The organism is Streptomyces sp. NBC_00005, assembly GCF_045160215.1.
GTDB lineage: Bacteria > Actinomycetota > Actinomycetes > Streptomycetales > Streptomycetaceae > Streptomyces.
This window is the reverse complement of sequence record NZ_CP108316.1, coordinates 8941203-8957529: the sequence shown is the minus strand read 5'-3', so window position 1 is coordinate 8957529 and position 16327 is coordinate 8941203. Positions and strand designations below refer to the sequence as shown.

The 16327-nt window shown below is 70.7% G+C and carries 17 protein-coding genes; 7 read left to right on the top strand and 10 right to left on the bottom strand.

The window, feature by feature from the left end:
• The first annotated feature begins 15 nt into the window (after positions 1–15).
• From OG303_RS40915 to OG303_RS40900, 4 genes are all read left to right on the top strand, one after another.
• Complete coding sequence (locus OG303_RS40915; RefSeq protein ID WP_405874956.1) at positions 16–669, top strand: YitT family protein; 654 nt, start codon at positions 16–18, stop codon at positions 667–669.
• Entirely contained in the window at positions 666–1433 is a 768-nt protein-coding gene (locus OG303_RS40910) for a glycerophosphodiester phosphodiesterase (protein WP_405874955.1), read from the top strand. Before OG303_RS40915 ends, OG303_RS40910 begins: the two co-directional genes overlap by 4 nt.
• Before the next feature lie 61 nt (positions 1434–1494).
• Positions 1495–2829 carry an MFS transporter gene (locus tag OG303_RS40905; RefSeq protein WP_405874954.1) on the top strand — a complete coding sequence of 445 codons (1335 nt, stop codon included), beginning with the start codon at positions 1495–1497 and terminating at the stop codon, positions 2827–2829.
• A gap of 267 nt (positions 2830–3096) precedes the next feature.
• Positions 3097–3471, top strand: a complete 375-nt coding sequence (locus tag OG303_RS40900; RefSeq protein WP_003977404.1) for an RNA polymerase-binding protein RbpA — start codon at positions 3097–3099, stop codon at positions 3469–3471.
• 119 nt (positions 3472–3590) lie between these two features.
• On the opposite strand, the gene fxsA is transcribed toward OG303_RS40900, so the two are convergent.
• The 4 genes from fxsA to OG303_RS40880 form a co-directional block, all read right to left on the bottom strand.
• The gene (gene fxsA, locus OG303_RS40895; protein WP_405874953.1) at positions 3591–4145 is read right to left on the bottom strand and encodes an FxsA family membrane protein; all 555 of its coding nucleotides are present in this window, start codon (positions 4143–4145) and stop codon (positions 3591–3593) included.
• 93 nt (positions 4146–4238) lie between these two features.
• Positions 4239–5033, bottom strand: coding sequence for a polyprenol monophosphomannose synthase (locus tag OG303_RS40890; RefSeq protein WP_405874952.1), 795 nt, complete (start codon positions 5031–5033; stop codon positions 4239–4241).
• Between the two features lie 537 nt (positions 5034–5570).
• A complete protein-coding gene (locus OG303_RS40885) occupies positions 5571–7181 on the bottom strand; it encodes an amidohydrolase (protein ID WP_405874951.1) in 1611 nt (536 codons plus the stop codon).
• Between the two features lie 78 nt (positions 7182–7259).
• Positions 7260–7700: an Lrp/AsnC family transcriptional regulator gene (locus tag OG303_RS40880; RefSeq protein WP_405874950.1), complete on the bottom strand. Its 441-nt coding sequence runs from the start codon at positions 7698–7700 to the stop codon at positions 7260–7262.
• A gap of 267 nt (positions 7701–7967) precedes the next feature.
• Here OG303_RS40880 and OG303_RS40875 point away from each other — a divergent pair, with 267 nt between their 5' ends.
• Positions 7968–8399: a hypothetical protein gene (locus OG303_RS40875; RefSeq protein WP_405874949.1), complete on the top strand. Its 432-nt coding sequence runs from the start codon at positions 7968–7970 to the stop codon at positions 8397–8399.
• Between the two features lie 29 nt (positions 8400–8428).
• Here OG303_RS40875 and OG303_RS40870 read toward each other — a convergent pair whose 3' ends face one another.
• Positions 8429–9523: a phosphotransferase family protein gene (locus OG303_RS40870; protein ID WP_405874948.1), complete on the bottom strand. Its 1095-nt coding sequence runs from the start codon at positions 9521–9523 to the stop codon at positions 8429–8431.
• Positions 9524–9535: 12 nt separating this feature from the next.
• Positions 9536–10636 carry a hypothetical protein gene (locus tag OG303_RS40865; protein WP_405874947.1) on the bottom strand — a complete coding sequence of 367 codons (1101 nt, stop codon included), beginning with the start codon at positions 10634–10636 and terminating at the stop codon, positions 9536–9538.
• Positions 10637–10776: 140 nt separating this feature from the next.
• Here OG303_RS40865 and OG303_RS40860 point away from each other — a divergent pair, with 140 nt between their 5' ends.
• Entirely contained in the window at positions 10777–11025 is a 249-nt protein-coding gene (locus OG303_RS40860) for a hypothetical protein (protein ID WP_405874946.1), read from the top strand.
• On the opposite strand, the gene OG303_RS40855 is transcribed toward OG303_RS40860, so the two are convergent.
• The gene (locus OG303_RS40855; RefSeq protein ID WP_405874945.1) at positions 10988–12160 is read right to left on the bottom strand and encodes an acyl-CoA dehydrogenase; all 1173 of its coding nucleotides are present in this window, start codon (positions 12158–12160) and stop codon (positions 10988–10990) included. The genes OG303_RS40860 and OG303_RS40855 overlap by 38 nt on opposite strands.
• Positions 12161–12509: 349 nt before the next feature.
• Between OG303_RS40855 and OG303_RS40850 the strand changes: the two genes are divergently transcribed.
• Positions 12510–13751: a glycoside hydrolase family 18 protein gene (locus OG303_RS40850; RefSeq protein WP_405874944.1), complete on the top strand. Its 1242-nt coding sequence runs from the start codon at positions 12510–12512 to the stop codon at positions 13749–13751.
• 51 nt (positions 13752–13802) lie between these two features.
• On the opposite strand, the gene OG303_RS40845 is transcribed toward OG303_RS40850, so the two are convergent.
• The 3 genes from OG303_RS40845 to OG303_RS40835 all read right to left on the bottom strand — a co-directional run bounded on the left by OG303_RS40845 (position 13803) and on the right by OG303_RS40835 (position 16232).
• Positions 13803–14462, bottom strand: coding sequence for a TetR/AcrR family transcriptional regulator (locus OG303_RS40845; protein ID WP_405874943.1), 660 nt, complete (start codon positions 14460–14462; stop codon positions 13803–13805).
• A gap of 120 nt (positions 14463–14582) precedes the next feature.
• Positions 14583–14723, bottom strand: coding sequence for an SCO1431 family membrane protein (locus OG303_RS40840; protein ID WP_405874942.1), 141 nt, complete (start codon positions 14721–14723; stop codon positions 14583–14585).
• A gap of 156 nt (positions 14724–14879) precedes the next feature.
• The gene (locus OG303_RS40835) at positions 14880–16232 is read right to left on the bottom strand and encodes a peptidase C39 family protein (protein ID WP_405874941.1); all 1353 of its coding nucleotides are present in this window, start codon (positions 16230–16232) and stop codon (positions 14880–14882) included.
• Between the last annotated feature and the right edge of the window lie 95 nt (positions 16233–16327).

Here is a 16327-nt window from a genome sequence, read left to right as displayed (position 1 = left end):
ACAGGGGGGCACCTCTTGTCCACGAAGAGCCGTCTCGGGCGACGGTTGATCCAGCTGTACGTCGGCCTCGCGCTGTACGGCGCGAGTTCCGCGCTCCTCGTCGAGGCGGGCCTGGGACTCGAACCCTGGGGGGTGCTGCACCAGGGCCTGGCCGAGCTCACGGGCCTGACGATCGGTGTCGTGTCGATCATCGTGGGCGCGGCGGTGCTGCTCCTGTGGATCCCGCTGCGCCAGCGCCCGGGGCTCGGCACGGTTTCCAACGTCTTCGTGGTCGGCATCGCCATGGACGGCACGCTCGCCCTCGTCCCGGACTTGCACTCCCTGGCCGTACGGATCCCTCTCCTCCTGGCCGGCATCCTGCTCAACGGCGTGGCCACCGGGCTCTACATCGCCGCCCGCTTCGGCCCCGGCCCGCGCGACGGCCTGATGACCGGCCTGCACCGGCTCACCGGCCGCTCGATCCGCCTGATGCGGACGGCGATCGAGATTGTCGTCGTCGCGACCGGCTTCACCCTCGGCGGCACCGTCGGCATCGGCACGGTCCTGTACGCGGTCGCGATCGGCCCGCTCGCCCAGCTCTTCCTGCGGATGTTCGACGTCCCGTCGGCATCGCAAGGCAGCACGGTCGTTGCCGAAGGGCAACCGCAGGGAGCGATACTGCGACCGTGACCACGCGGATACGCCACCCCTATCTCGACCATCCCGGCCCGATCGCCTTCGCCCACCGGGGCGGGGCCGCGGACGGTCTGGAGAACACCGTGTTCCAGTTCCGCCGGGCGGTGGAGGCGGGCTACCGGTACATCGAGACCGACGTCCACACCACGACGGACGGCAAGCTGGTCGCCTTCCACGACTCGACCCTGGACCGGGTGACCGACGGCGCGGGACGCATAGGGGACCTGCCGTGGAAAGAAGTACGGCAGGCGCGCGTGGCGGGCAAGGAGCCGGTGCCGCTGTTCGAGGAACTGCTCGAGACCTTCCCCGAGGTGCGCTGGAACGTCGACCTCAAGGCGGAGGCCTCGCTGCACCCCTTCCTCGACCTGATCGAGCGCACGCACGCGTGGGACCGCATCTGCGTCGGCTCGTTCTCCGAGGCGCGCGTGGTGCGCGCCCAGCGGCTGGCCGGACCGCGCCTGGCGACGTCGTACGGCACGCGTGGCGTGCTCAACCTGCGGCTGCGCTCCTGGGGCGTCCCGGCCGCGCTGCGCAGCTCCGCGGTCGCGGCCCAGGTGCCCGAGTCCCAGTCCGGCATCCAGGTCGTCGACCACCGCTTCGTCCGCGCCGCCCACGCGCGCGGGCTGCAGGTGCACGTGTGGACCATCAACGAGCCCGATCGCATGCACCGTCTCCTGGACCTGGGAGTCGATGGCATCATGACCGATCACATCGACACGTTGCGCAAGGTCATGGAAGAACGCGGCGTCTGGGTCTGAGCACCCGACGGCCCTCCCCCGATCCTTCGCACGGCACTTCAGCGGGGAAGCGAGGGCACGGGTGAGCGCCGACACCGTGCGGACGGAAGTCTTCGACCGGAAACGCGAGCAACGCGGCTGGTACTTCTACGACTGGGCCTGCTCCGTCTACTCGACGAGCGTGCTCACCGTGTTCCTGGGCCCCTACCTGACCTCCGTGGCCAAGTCCGCGGCGGACGCGGACGGGTTCGTCCATCCGCTGGGCATCCCGGTGCGAGCCGGTTCGTTCTTCGCCTACTGCGTCTCCGCGTCCGTGATCGTGTCGATCTTCGTGATGCCGCTGGTGGGCGCGGCCGCCGACCGCACAGGACGGAAGAAGCCCATGCTCGCCGCCTGCGCCTACGTGGGGGCGGCGGCCACGACCGGCCTGTTCTTCCTGTCCGGTGACCGCTATCTGCTGGGCGGCCTGCTGCTGATCGTCGCCAACGCGTCCGTGGCCGTCTCGATGGTCGTCTACAACTCCTACCTGCCGCAGATCGCCCCGCCCGAGGAGCGCGACCGCGTCTCGTCCCGCGGCTGGGCGTTCGGCTACGCGGCCGGCTCGGCGATGCTCATCGTGAACCTGATCCTGTTCACGGGGCACGACTCCTTCGGTGTCTCCGAGTCGACGGCCGTCCGCATCTGCCTGGCCTCCGCGGGCCTGTGGTGGGGCGCCTTCACCCTCGTACCGCTGGCGCGCCTGCGCGACCGCCACAAGACGTCCGCGGCACCTGCGGTCCACGGCTGGCGGCAGCTGGCGTCCACCGTCCGCGACATGCGCGGCAAACCGCTCACCCTCTCCTTCCTCCTCGCCTACCTCATCTACAACGACGGCATCCAGACCGTGATCTCACAGGCGTCGGTGTACGGCTCCGAGGAGCTTGGCCTGAGCCAGTCCACGCTCATCACGGCCGTGCTGATGGTCCAGGTGCTGGCGGTGGCGGGCGCGCTGGGGATGGGGAGGCTGGCCCGGACCTACGGGGCCAAGCGCACGATCCTCGGCTCGCTGGTGGCGTGGACGGCGACACTGGGGGCCGGGTACTTCCTGCCGGCCGGGGCGCCCGTGTGGTTCTTCGTCCTGGCGTCCGGGATCGGCCTCGTGCTGGGCGGCAGCCAGGCCCTGTCCCGCTCCCTGTTCTCGCATCTGGTCCCGCCCGGCAAGGAGGCCGAGTACTTCTCCGCGTACGAGATGAGCGACCGGGGCATGAGCTGGCTGGGACCGCTTCTGTTCGGGATCACCTACCAGCTGACTGGAAGTTATCGCGACGCGATCATCTCGCTCGTGGCCTTCTTCGTCATGGGATTCGCCCTGCTCGCACGGGTTCCGGTGCGGCAGGCGATCTCCGATGCGGGCAATCCGGTTCCCGAGAGGATTTAGCACTCCGGGCGAAAGGGCTGTAGTGTACGCGTTTGGCCTGCCAGGCGTACCGTTACTGCGCGTCAAAGATGCCGAAACGCTGGGTGACATCTGCTAGCAGATGTGACAAACCGGTCGCTGGTGGGTACAACAAGGGGCGGCTACGACGGCGACGCATGACCCGGAACGGGACACGGAACGGGAATCTTTACCGCCGACCGGACGTTGACCGGATGACGACGACAGCGACACCTGTCCTGTGGGCGACAAGCCCGGGAGGCACGATTCATGAGTGAGCGAGCTCTTCGCGGCACGCGCCTCGTGGTGACCAGCTACGAGACGGACCGCGGCATCGACCTGGCCCCGCGCCAGGCCGTGGAGTACGCATGCGAGAAGGGGCACCGGTTTGAGATGCCCTTCTCGGTCGAGGCGGAGATCCCGCCGGAGTGGGAGTGCAAGGTCTGCGGGGCCCAGGCACTCCTCGTTGACGGCGACGGCCCTGAGGAAAAGAAGGCCAAGCCCGCGCGTACACATTGGGACATGCTGATGGAACGGCGCACCCGCGAGGAACTCGAAGAGGTCCTCGAGGAACGCCTGGCCGTTCTCCGTTCGGGCGCGATGAACATCGCGGTTCACCCTCGGGACAGCCGCAAGTCGGCTTAGTCCCGCCGGGGTCGGACGGACAAACAACGCACGCAAGCGACTGCGGGCGTCTACGTGGATTCACGTAGACGCCCGCAGTCGTGTGTCGTACGGCCGCAGCCACATGCCGTACGGCGTTCTCAGCTCGTCAGCGGGGGCCGCGGGCCCTGCGGGGCGTCGCCCGGCTCGTCCCTGATGACCTCTCCCTGGACGACCTTGCCGTCGGGGCGGTGCATGCGGGCCTGCTGGAAGGCGTCGCCGAAGGTGCCCGGGGTGGCCTCGCGCAGCTTGCGCTCGAGGGTGCGCTCGGTGAAGCGGCTCAGGGCCTTCTGGACCGGGGGGATCAGCAGGAGCAGACCCACCGCGTCCGAGATCAGGCCGGGGATCATCAGCAGCAGGCCACCGAGCATCAGCAGGCCGTTGCCGCCGCCGCTCTGCGGGGTGCCGCCGCGCTGCAGCGCCTCGTTCAGGTTCTGGAAGGCGCGCCGGCCGGCTTTCTTGATCACCGCCGCGCCGAGCACGAAGCCCGCGAGCAGCAGCAGGAACACGGTGAACCCGCTCGACGCCCCCGCGACCACCGTCAGCAGCCAGATCTCCAGCACCAGCCAGGCCGCGACGCCCAGCGGCAGGAAGGTCCGCAGCCGGGAGCGCCGGGGCCGGGCGGGATGCGTGGGGGTCGGAGCACCAGTCGTCATGCGTCCAGTGTGCCTGGGCCCGGCTCAGTGCGGGATAAGCGAATGATCAACAGGGCCTGTGAAACCGTACGCGGGCCTGTGAAGGCAGGGCGGTCAGGACTTCTTGCCGCGGCCCGTGACCTTGCCGACCCGCTCCCCCACGCCCCACGCCGTGACCCGCCACAGGGCCTCCACGAGGATGTCGCGGCTCATCTTGGAGTCGCCCAGTTCGCGCTCGACGAAGGTGATGGGCACCTCGACGACGTGGTACCCGGCCCTGACCGCGCGGCGGGCGAGGTCGACCTGGAAGCAGTAGCCCTGCGAGGCGACCTCATCGAGGCCGAGGCCTTCGAGGGTCTCGCGGCGGAAGGCGCGGTAGCCGCCGGTGATGTCCTTGAGGGGCAGGTCGAGCGCGAGGCGGGAGTAGAGGCTGCCGCCACGGGAGATGACCTCGCGGCTCTTGGGCCAGTTCACGACCCGGCCGCCGGGCACCCAACGGGAGCCGAGGACCAGGTCGGCGCCCTTGAGCGCGGTGAGCAGCCGGGGCAGTTCCTCGGGCTGGTGGGAGCCGTCGGCATCCATCTCGACCAGGACGCCGTAGCCCTTGTCCAGGCCCCAGCGGAAGCCCGCGAGGTATGCGGCGCCGAGGCCCTCCTTGCCCTTGCGGTGCAGGACCTGGACGTGGTCGTCCTCGGCGGCCAGCTCGTCCGCGAGCTTGCCGGTGCCGTCGGGGCTGTTGTCGTCGGCCACGAGCACGTGCGCCTCGGGGACGGCCTTGCGCACCCGGCCGACGATGGACTTGATGTTCTCCGCCTCGTTGTAGGTCGGAATGATCACCAAGGCCGTGCCGAGCGGGCCGAACTGCCTCCCCTGGGCCTGTGCCGCGAGGGTCCCGTCGCCGTCGTTCACTACTGCCCCTTCGTGTCCGTACGCAGACGTCCACCATAGTGGCCGCGGCCTGCAATGACGCGACAGCACGTTCGTATGGTGGTGTCGATTCCGCAAGAGCGGGGTAAGAGCGCTTTTTCGGACACCTTCGCGAACTACGGATGGGGGCCCGGCGCCCTTCGGGCCGACCTGGGACCCGCTGGCTGCGGGTCGACCGAAAGCCGTTGTCTACTGAGCGCCCGGGCCCCACCCGGGTCACACCTCCCCGACCGGCCGGAACGTTCCCTCGTCGCGGCGCGGGCGCTGAGCCTGGCTCCCAGTGGCGGTGCCCCGGTGCGGCACACCGTCCCTGACGCAGCGGCGCTGCGACGAGTGGGCGGACGTTCCCCGGTCGGGCGTCCGGTGGTGGACTCGGCCGAACCTACCGGCCCCCTGCCATCGGCTGTCAACAGCCGTTTGACCTGCGGTTCTTTCCTTAACTCCCTGGTCAGAGCAGCGGATATGCAGGTCGTGCGACGGCGCGTCGGGCGACGATCGGCGTCGCGCCACCCCGGGAGATCACTCGCCCGGCCCTACGAACACGGTCTGCCCGCCCACCACAGTCCGCAGGCAGACCGGGAGGTCGTGGCCCGGGGTGAGGTCGGGCAGGCCGGGGGTGCCGGAGCGGGGGTCGGTGGACCAGCGGGCCACCCGGTCGTCGGGGGCCTGGACCACGAGCTCGTCGGTGCGCCACACGGCGTAGTCGGCGGGTGCGCCCGGCACCAGGACGCCCGCGTCGTCCCGCCCGATCGCCCGCCAGCCCCCACGCGTGTGGGCCGTGAACGCGGCACGCACCGAGACTCGGTGCTCGGGTGTGCGGTGGAAGGCGGCGGCGCGGACCGTGCCCCACGGGTCGAGGGGCGTGACCGGGCTGTCGGAGCCGAAGGCGAGCGGGACGCCCGCCCTGAGAAGAGCCGCGAAGGGGTTCAGGGTGCGGGCCCGGTCGGCGCCAAGGCGCTGGGCGTACATGCCGTCCTCGCCGCCCCACAGCGCGTCGAAGGCGGGCTGCACGGAGGCGGTCAGGCCCAGCTCGGCGAAGGCCGCGATCGTCTCCGGGGTGAGCATCTCGGCGTGTTCGACGCGGTGGCGGGCAGCGCGGACGCGGGCCAGGCCGAGCTTCTCGGCGGCGGCGCGCACGCCCTCGACGACGGTGGTCACGGCGGCGTCCCCGATCGCGTGGAAGCCCGCCTGCAGGCCCGCCTCGGTGCAGGCCGTGGTGTGCGCGGCGACGGCGGCGGCGTCCAGGTAGGCGGTGCCGGTGTGGTCGGCGTCGCCGTACGGCGTGTGCAGGCAGGCGGTGTGCGAGCCGAGGGCGCCGTCGACGAAGAGGTCGCCGGCCGCACCGACCGCACCCAGCCCGCGCGCCTTGGCGACCCCCGCGTCGGCCTGCTCGGCCCAGTAGCCGACGACCCTCGGGGTCGGCTCCTCGGCGGCGAGGCGTAGGAGATCCGTGAAGTCGTCCTCGGAGGAGATGTCCGGGCCGGCGCACTCGTGGACCGAACCGATGCCGAGGGAGGCGGCGTGCGCGAGCGCGGTGCGCTGGGCCTCGGTGCGCTTGGCAGGCGTCACTGCTGCGAACGCGGCGGCGCGTACGGCGTGATGGGCGTCGGCGGTCAGCGGGCCGTCCACCGGCCCCAGACCGGGAGCCAGGTCGAGCAGCGCTGTCGTCACGACCGCCGAATGGACGTCGATCCGGCTCAGATACAAAGGGCGGCCGCCGGTGGCCGCGTCCAGCTCCGCGCGCGTCGGCGGGCGGCCGCCGGGCCAGCGGGCCGCGTCCCAGCCATGGCCGAGCAGGACGCGGTCGCCCGGGTGAGCAGCGGCGAAGTCCCGTACGAGAGTGAGAGCCGCGTCCAGCGAGGGCGCGTCGGACAGGTCGAGGCCGGTGAGCGCGAGGCCGGTGGACGTGGTGTGCACATGGGCGTCGGTGAACGCCGGGGTGACGAGGGCGCCGTCCAGGTCGACCACCTCGTCGACACCGTCCGCGAAGGCGTCGGCGGCGCCCTCCGAGCCGACCCAGGCGACCTGGCCACGCTCCACGACCATCGCGGTCGCGAACGGGTCGGCAGGGCTGTGGACCTCTCCGCGGCGGAGCAGGACGGTCTTCGGCTCGGGGGTGCGCTCACTCATGGGGAACAGTCTCGCGCCTCACCGGGGCCGCCCTGTACGCAGGTCGGACTTCACCGGCCGCCCTGCCCTCGAGCCGACTCAGATCCGCGGTGGCCGTGCGTCGTACGGCGTCGACAGGACCACCGTCGTCCGCGTGGAGACGCCCGCCAGCGTCCGCACGCGTGCCAGCAGCTCCTCCAGCTCGTGCGGGGTCGCGACGCGCACCTTGAGGATGTAGTTCTCGTCGCCCGCGACGCTGTGGCAGGCCTCGATCTCGGGCACATCGGCGAGGCGGTCCGCGATGTCGTCGGGGGCGCTGGGGTCGAAGGGTTTGACCGAGATGAACGCGGTCATGGGCAACCCGACGGCCTCGGGGTCGACCACCGCGGCATAGCCGCGGATGACGCCACGCTGTTCCAGCCGGCGCACCCGCTGGTGCACGGCCGACGTGGACAGGCCTGTGGCCTTGCCCAGGTCTGTGTAGCTCATCCGCCCGTCCTTGACGAGCAGCTGCACGATTTGACGGTCCAGCTCCTCCATGGCGCAAGAACCTACAGTGCCCTTGATCTCCACGGATACCTGAGCGGCCCAGGTCATACCCGGTTTGTGATGTGGCCGAGAACGGCCTGTGCGCCGTCCGGGCGACGAAGAGGCTTCCACGGGCACCTGCGGGCGGCATGTGACGAACGCCACAGCCGCCGCGACGTCTCCGTGATGTTCTCGTGATTACCGCCGAGACGGGGCGGGAAGTGCTTGCTGTGGTCGAGGCCGCAGTGCCTGAACGGCCCAGCCCGAGGGGGAGAACCCATGCAGAGTCTTAAGCGCCCTGGTCGTACCGCACCCAAGCGGCTCCAGGCGGTCGTCGAGCCCGAGCCGGAGGGCGTCGAACGCGACGCCGAGGACGAACTCGACGCGTACGACACCTTCGAGATGTACCGGGTGATCTGCCCGGACTGCGCGCAGCCCATCGCCCTGCTGGCGGACGAAGAGGTCCTGCCGGAACACGCGCTGTGCGCCTCGCCGTGGAACCCGTTCGGCCTCACGGTCTGCGCCGGTACCGGTCGCAGGGCGGCCGAGGCCCGGTCCGCGGACGAGTCGGCCGAGCCCCAGGAGCAGGTCACGGCCCTCCTGTTGACACTCCCCCAGGGACTCGACTGGCGTACCCAGCCGTTCTCGCATGTCGGCGGCCCGGGCTCGCGCCCGATCAGGGTCCCCGTGATGCGGCGCCACGCCGCCTGAGCGGCCTTCGCTCGCACAGGGGCCGTCGCTCAACCCCAGTAACTGCCCTGCACCATGGCCCGCAGACTGCCGTGGTGCAGGATCAGTGTGTCCGGGTCCGCCGGGACGTCGGCCTCGCCGAAGTGCACCTGCCGGTAGGCGACGCGCAGCATGACGATCGCGTGCCGCAGGGCGGCGTACAGGGTGTGGAAGTCCATGTCGCGCGGTGTGTGGCCGGTGAGTTGGGCGTAGCGGGCCTCCACCCGGTCGCGGCGCAGGAAGTCCGGCAGGCCCTGCTGGCCGAAGGCGACCGTCAGGTCGTGGAAGAAGCGGTGCAGATAGACGGTCCAGCCGAGGTCGACCTCGCGCGGGGCCAGGTCCGCCATCTCCCAGTCCAGGACGGCCGCGGGCTCGAACCCGTCGTAGACGACGTTCCCGATGCGCGCGTCGCCCCAGTTGAGCACCGGCGTGCCCGGGTCGCGGGGCCAGAGCACCTCCAGCCGGTCGAACGCGGTCTCGATGAGGGGTGAGCGGGCTCGTCCGTCGACGACCCAGTCGTAGTAGGCGCGTTGGGCGGTGACGTGGCGGCGCAGGGCGTCGCCCTCGCCCGGGAGTGCGAGGAACTCGGCTTCCTTCGGCGGCACTTGGTCGTGCAGTCGGGCCAGGAGTCCGATCGAGGCCGCTTCCAGGTGCGCGCGCTCGGCGTCGCTCGCCGCGTGCAGCCAGTTGCCCTCGTAGGTGTAGGGCATCACGTCGGGCGGCACGCGCCCCTCGACGCGCTCCATCACGAAGAACGGCGCTCCGAGCGGGCCGGGGTCCTCCTCCAGCCACAGCACCTTCGGCACCGGCAGGTCCGAGTGCTGGGCCACGACGCGCATCGTGCGGTACTGGCGCGGCATGTCGTACACCGGGAAGACGGTGTAGGCCGCCGGGTCCGCCGCGAGCCTCAACGCGCAGGCCCGCACAGGTGGTTCGGGGTGCTCGATGTCGAAGAGCAGGGTCTCGCTGGACATGCCGTTGGACTCCGGGACGGTGACCCCGACCGCCTTGGCGCCGGGCAGGCGGGTGCCGAGCCAGGCGGTGAGGCGGCGGGCGATCTCCTCCGGGTCGCGGGTGGTGGTGCGCGGGCGGGGTGCCGTGGCCATGTCGCAAGCCCCCTACGGTGCCGTCGAGTTGAAGTCCGTGAAGCCGCTCGGGTCGTGCCGGCCGAACGAGCCGTGCTCGAAGATGCCGTGACCGATCCGGCCGTCCAGCCGGAAACGGGCGGCATGGTCGGTGACGCCATAGGCGGCAAGGGCGTGCGGCTGCGACAGGTCGTAGGTACGACGATCCGTCCAGCCGCGGCCGCGCCAGGTGCCGTGCTGCCAGTCGTCGGCGGGTGGGTAGCCGGCACCGACGGCCAGCGGTGACGAGGTGAGGATCTCGACCTCCAGCTCCTGCGGTTTGCGGACGTCGCCCAGGTGGATGAGGGCGCGGTCCGGGTGGCGGGTGCCGGAGCGGTAGGTGATCTCGGGCTGGGGCCAGCCGAGTTGGCGGTCGCGGTGGCCTGGCCGGACGAGGGTGGCGTCGTTCAGGGAGCGGTATCCGTCCGCGTCCTCCTGGACGATCACCATCAGGAACCGGTCCTCGAAGCGGACCGGGCACCACAGCCAGTGGAAGCCCTCGGTCGGGTGCTCCTCCGCCAGCCGGCCGCCCTCCTCCCCCGGTATGGGCCGCACGCCCCAGCTGCGGTCGCGGGTGCCGGTCCACTCGGTGGCGGTGACCCGGAACTCCTCGCCTGCGGCGCGTACGACGCCCTCCACGCCGCCCGCCTGGACGAAGCGGCGCCCTTCGAGGGTGAGTCGGTCGCCGCGGCGCTGGAGGTGGTGGGGTTCCCACAGGGCGGGGAAGTCGGCGGTCCAGGTGAGGTCGTACGAGAGCAGGTCGTCGTCGGACACCAGCCGCAGTCGCCGCAGGGGCTGTTCGACCTCGATCCGGAGCGGGCCGACGGCGAGCCGCATGCGGTCCTCGCCGAGGGCGTCCGAGGCCCGCACCGCGTGCAGTGCGTCTCCGGTCCGCAGGGTCGCGTACGCGTCGATCACGCCGAGGTTGGGATAGACGCCGAGGCCCATGATGAGCAGCGCGCGCCCCTCGTGGTCGAGGACGTGGAAGATGCAGCGGTCGTAGGCGTTCCGGTCCCCGGTGGCCACGTGCTTCATGGACAGGGGGACCTGGTGCACGGGGTACTCGTCGAGTGGCACGGGGCGGTCGTCGGCCACGCCAAACCTCCCTGGAGACGGCTGGGCTGACGGTACGTCAGACAGCTGGAGGTGGCCAGAGAGGGGGCCGGACGGCCCGCGAACTCACGCTCGATTCCGCCGTTGGGTGACCTGTCCGGCTACCTCCGCGTTGCCCGGGTATGACCCCCACCTCCTCCGCGATCGGGCGTCAGCGCCGCGCGTTCGTTCCGCCGCCCGCAGGAACGGTTCCGCCGGCGCCGCCGCAGCCGCAGGACCCGCCGATCTACCGCGATCTGATGCGCGCCTGGGCCGACCGGGGCCGCACGCTGCCGGGCCGCCACGACCCGGAGTGGGTCAGGCTGGCGGCCCCGCAGGTCGCACCGGGACAGTTCAGCGGGTTTCAGGACCCGCGAGGTGACGGGCGATGACCATCCGCTGGATCTGGTTGGTGCCCTCGACGATCTGGAGGACCTTGGCCTCGCGCATGTAGCGCTCGACCGGGAAGTCCGCGGTGTAGCCGTACCCACCGAGGACCTGGACGGCGTCCGTGGTCACCTTCATCGCGGTGTCCGTGCAGTGCAGTTTGGCCATGGCCGCCTGTTTGGCGAACGGCCGTCCCGCGTCGCGAAGTCGAGCCGCCGCCAGATACAGGGCCCGGCCCGCCTCGATCTGCGTCGCCATGTCGGCGAGCATGAAGCGCAGCCCCTGGAAGTCGGCGATGGGGCGCCCGAACTGCTGCCGCCCGGTGGCGTACCCGACCGCCTCGTCGAGTGCCGACTGGGCGAGGCCGATCGCGCAGGCCGCGATGCCGAGCCGGCCGGAGTCGAGCGCGGACAGGGCGATCGCGAAGCCCTGGCCCTCCTCGCCGATGCGCCGCTCGTCCGGCACCCGCACTCCGTCGAAGTGGACCTGCGCGGTCGGTGAGCCCTTCATGCCCATCTTCTTCTCGGGCACCGCGCCGCTCAGACCCTCGGCGTCGCCGGGCACCAGGAAGGCGGTGATCCCGCGCGGGCCCTCCTCGCCGGTGCGGGCCATGACCGTGTAGAAGTCGGCGATGCCGCCGTGCGTGATCCAGGCCTTGGTGCCGGCGATCACCCACTCCTCGCCGTCACGGACGGCCTTCGTACGCAAGGAGGCGGCATCGGAGCCGGAGGACGGCTCGGACAGGCAGTAGGCACCGAGCAGGCCGCCGCCGAGCATCGCGGGCAGGTGCTCGACCTGCTGCTCCTTGGATCCGTAGGCGGCGAGCGCGTACGAGGCGAGCGTGTGCACGCTGACGCCGAGGCCGACGGTGAGGCGGGCCGCGGCGAGTTCCTCGAGGACCTGGAGGTAGACCTCGTAGGGCTGGTCGCCGCCGCCGTACTCGGAGTCGTACGGCAGGCCGAGCAAACCCGCTTCCGACAGCAGCGTGAAGACCTCGCGCGGGAAGCGTCCGGCGTCCTCCTCCTCGGCCGCCTTCGGGGCGATCTCGCGCTGTGCGATGTCGCGGACGAGCGAGATCAGATCCCGGGCCTCGTCCGTGGGCAGTTGACGATCCACCGGCTGCGGGGCGCGGTCGGGCATGGCGACGCTCTCCTCCCTGTTCGGGCACATCGGCGGGTGCGCGCCCTGGGTGGGGGCCGCTCCGCCGGGTCGTACTGAGCCTGGCCGATGCTCGCTCTCCCGGGTCTCGGAAGCTGCTGACCAGCGGCTGTGCGCTGTGAGTATGCCCGATCCGAGACATCCCGTCACCAGTTAACGACCGCTCACTTCAAGAATATCCCGGACCGCCGGAAAGCCGTAGCGGATACCCGCGAAATTGGTCCGCACCATTGACCGTACTGGTCTAGTCCTCCTACTGTTCATGACCAACGCTTTACCGCGTTCATGCCAATCGGCGCGCGTTTCCCTCTCCCCCACGAGGTGACACCCGATGCATTCCCCCCACCACCCCCGCGTCCGGTTCCGGGCGCTCGTCTCCGCCGCGTGTTGTGCGGTCCTCGGCGCCGGACTGCTGGCCGGCGCGAGCACGGCCAGCGCCAAGCCCTCGGCGCCTTCCGGGCAGGCGGCCGCCGGCTCGAAGGTCGTCGGCTACTTCACCGAATGGGGCACCTACGACCGCAAGTACTACGTCAAGAACATCGATACGTCCGGGTCGGCGGACAAGCTCACGCACATCAACTACGCCTTCGGCAACGTCACCGGCGGCAAGTGCGCGATGGGCGACTCCTACGCGGCGACCGACCGGGCCTACACCGCGGCCGAGTCGGTGGACGGCGTCGCCGACACCTGGGACCAGCCGCTGAAGGGCAACTTCAACCAGCTGCTGAAGCTGAAGAAGAAGCACCCTGGCCTCAAGATCCTCTGGTCCTTCGGCGGTTGGACCTGGTCCGGCGGCTTCGGCGAGGCCGCGCAGAACCCGGCCGCCTTCGCCCAGTCCTGCTACGACCTGGTGAACAACTCCAAGTGGGCGGGCGTCTTCGACGGCATAGACATCGACTGGGAGTACCCGAACGCCTGCGGCAACAGCTGCGACACCAGCGGCAGGGACGCCTTCAAGAACGTGATGGCGGCGCTGCGTTCGAAGTTCGGGAGCAGTTCGCTGGTCACCGCTGCCATCACCGCCGACGCCACGAGCGGCGGCAAGATCGACGCGGCGGACTACGCGGGTGCGGCACAGTACGTCGACTGGTACAACCCGATGACGTACGACTACTTCGGCGCCTGGGACGCGACGGGGCCGACGGCCCCGCACTCGCCCCTGGACTCCTACTCCGGCATCCCCAAGGCCGACTTCAACACCTCGGCGACCATCGCCAAGCTCAAGGGCCTCGGCATCCCGGCCTCGAAACTGCTGCTCGGGATCGGCTTCTACGGCCGCGGCTGGACCGGTGTCACGCAGACGGAGCCCGGCGGCACCGCGACCGGCCCGGCCGCGGGGACGTACGAGCAGGGCATCGACGACTACAAGGTGCTCAAGTCCAAGTGCCCGGCGACCGGCACGGTGGGCGGCACCGCGTACGCCAAGTGCGGGAACGACTGGTGGAGTTACGACACGCCCGCGACCATCGGGACGAAGATGACGTACAAGGACCAGCAGGGCCTGGGCGGCACGTTCTTCTGGGAGCTGAGCGGGGACACCGCGAGCGGTGAGCTGATCAAGGCCATCAACTGACCGCGGGAGTACGGTGATTGGGGCGGGGGCGCGGGAGCCTCCGCCCCTTCTTCAGGTGTCCCGGCGGGCGGGGGCCGGAGTCGGGTAGGCCGGGTCTATCTCCTCGATGGCGCGCATGGCGCCGCCGAGCGTCTTGACCAGGAGCTCGCGCATCTGGTCGCGGGAGAGCTGGGGGCGGTCGATCCAGTCGAGCGTGGCGCCCTCCACGCTGCACACCCAGGCGAACAGGCCCATGCGGGCGAGTGGGGCGATGTCGGTGCGGCCGTAGGCGCCTTCGGCGACGGTCGCGACGATCGCCTCGCGCACCCCGTCCCGGATGGCGTGCACCTCGGCGTCGAAGCCGACGCCGCCGCTGACGATCGCGCGGAACGCCGCCTGGTTGTCCTCGGCGTAGCGCAGATAGCCCTCCATGGTGCGGTGGACCCGGTCCAACTGCTCCAGTTCGAGGCCGCTCGCCGCGTAGGTGATCAGGTCCGCGACGGAGTCGTGGATGATCGCCAGGTAGTAGCCGCGCTTGGACTGGAAGTAGTAGTAGATCAGCCCTTTGGCAACGTGCGCCTGCCGGGCGATGTCGTCCATCGAGAGCGCGTCGTAGGACGTGTCGGAGAACAACTTCCGCCCGATGGCGATGAGTTCGGCGCGGCGCGCCAGCGAGCGCTCGGTGCCGCGCGCCCGGGGGCGTGCGGAGTCGCTCTGTTGGCTGATCTTCAATGTGGACCCTGGTCTCCAGCGGGCGGCGGGACATCCGCAGTATGTCAGAACGACAACGCCCACTCGTTCGAGTCCGATCGACGAGTGGAAGCGGAGGATCCGGGGTCGCTGTGGGTCAGATCACAGCAGGCCGAGCTGGGCGACGAGCATCGCGACGACCACGACGAGAGTCCAGCCCATGACGTGCTCGAGGAGCTTCGGACCGTCGTCCTTGGGCCCGCCGGTGCGGGTACGGGTGGCGCTGGCTGAGTGTGCGGTCATGGCGTCTCGCTGAGGTCGGGCGTGCGGTGGACTCCCCCCACGGCCCTGTCCACCTTGCCATCCGGAGCGGCTTTTGCGGCAGAGAGGTTGGTCACAGGGGAAAGGCCCCGGTTTCCCGGGGCCTTTCCCCTGCACACATCCGACGACTCGGCCGAGTCAGCGCACACCGACCGCCGCGAGCGCCTTGCACTGGCGGGCCGTCGGACGCGCCGGGAAGTACAGGTAGCAGACGCCTCCGGTGCCGGAGACGACCTTGCCGTCGGCGTTGTACCTCTTGGTACGCAGCCAGATGTTCTCCCACTCGCGCCGCTTGTAGACGCGCCGCACCGCGTCGTCGCTGGGTGAGGCGGGGTCATTGGCGATCACGTCGCCGTCCGCGGTGAAGCCGATGACGGTCATCAGGTGCCCCGACGTGCCGTAACCCGCCCCCGTAAGCTCCGCCTTGAGGAACGACTGGGACGTTATGGCCGGGATGCCGGCCGCGATCAGCGTCTCCAGGTCGGTGAGCGAGCCGAGCCGGGTGACCACGCCCTGCAGGCCCTTGAAGGTGGCCGCGTAGGCGGCGTTGAACGGCCAGTTGCCGCAGCCCTCGTACTGGTAGTCATAGGTGAAGCGGGCGGCGTGGCACACCTGCGGGTCGGCGAACGTCGGGTCCACCCAGGCCAGTTGCTCGGGGGTGAGCCGGCCGCCCCAGTACTCGATGATCATCTGCGAGGAGGTTGGGCTGCACCAGGCCTCGCCGCCGTTGTCGTACTCGGGGTACTGGCCCTTGTGGATCTCCTGCGAGTAGCGCGGGACGCTCAGTTCCTGGGCGAGGCCAGGCGTGGAGGCCGGAACCGTGAAGCGGTCGGGGATGTCCGATCCCATGGCGCCGAGCCGCCACACCATGGGGGTGCGTCGGGTGCCGGGCCTGCGGTAGAGGGTGAGCCGGAGGCGGTACGAGACCAGGCGCAGGCCGGTCGTCGCGTCGTCGATGGCGAAGGTGTCCGTCCAGACGGTGCTCTTGTCGTCGGCCTGGTCGTCCACCGAGGTCCGCTTGATGTCCTGGTCGCCGGCCGCCCAGCGGCCCATCACGTACCAGGGCGTCTGGGTGCCGTCGGAGTACGTGCCGTGCAGCTCGACCTGGAGCCACGTGCCGGCCGGGGTGTGCGCGTTCCAGGAGGCGATCACCTCGGTTGCGGGGACGGAGAGCTTGTGGACGGGGGACGTCCAGGTCGCGTACTCCCATGTGGCGGTCGTGCCGGTGTGCGGGTCCGTGTAGTCGGTCTTGCCGGCGGCGGTGGCGATCACCACGCCTGGGCGGGCGCCGGCGACGGCGCGGGTGCCCTTCGCGGCGCCGGTGCGCCAGTCGGGGAACGTGGTCCAGGCGCGGTAGTCGACCGGGCGGGCCGGGGCCTTCGCGGCGTCCCCGGCGTCGGCGACGCCGGCGGTGACCACCGGGCCCACCACTGCCGCGGCGACCGCGGCGGCCAGGACGGTTCTGCGGGACGGCTGTTCGGCTCTGCTCATGGGCGGAATGACCCCCAAGTGTCCGAGTCGGGGCGGGTCCAAAGGCACGCGTGTGCTGCACCGTTGTGCTGCGTGTGCGCCAACTATGGCCGCAG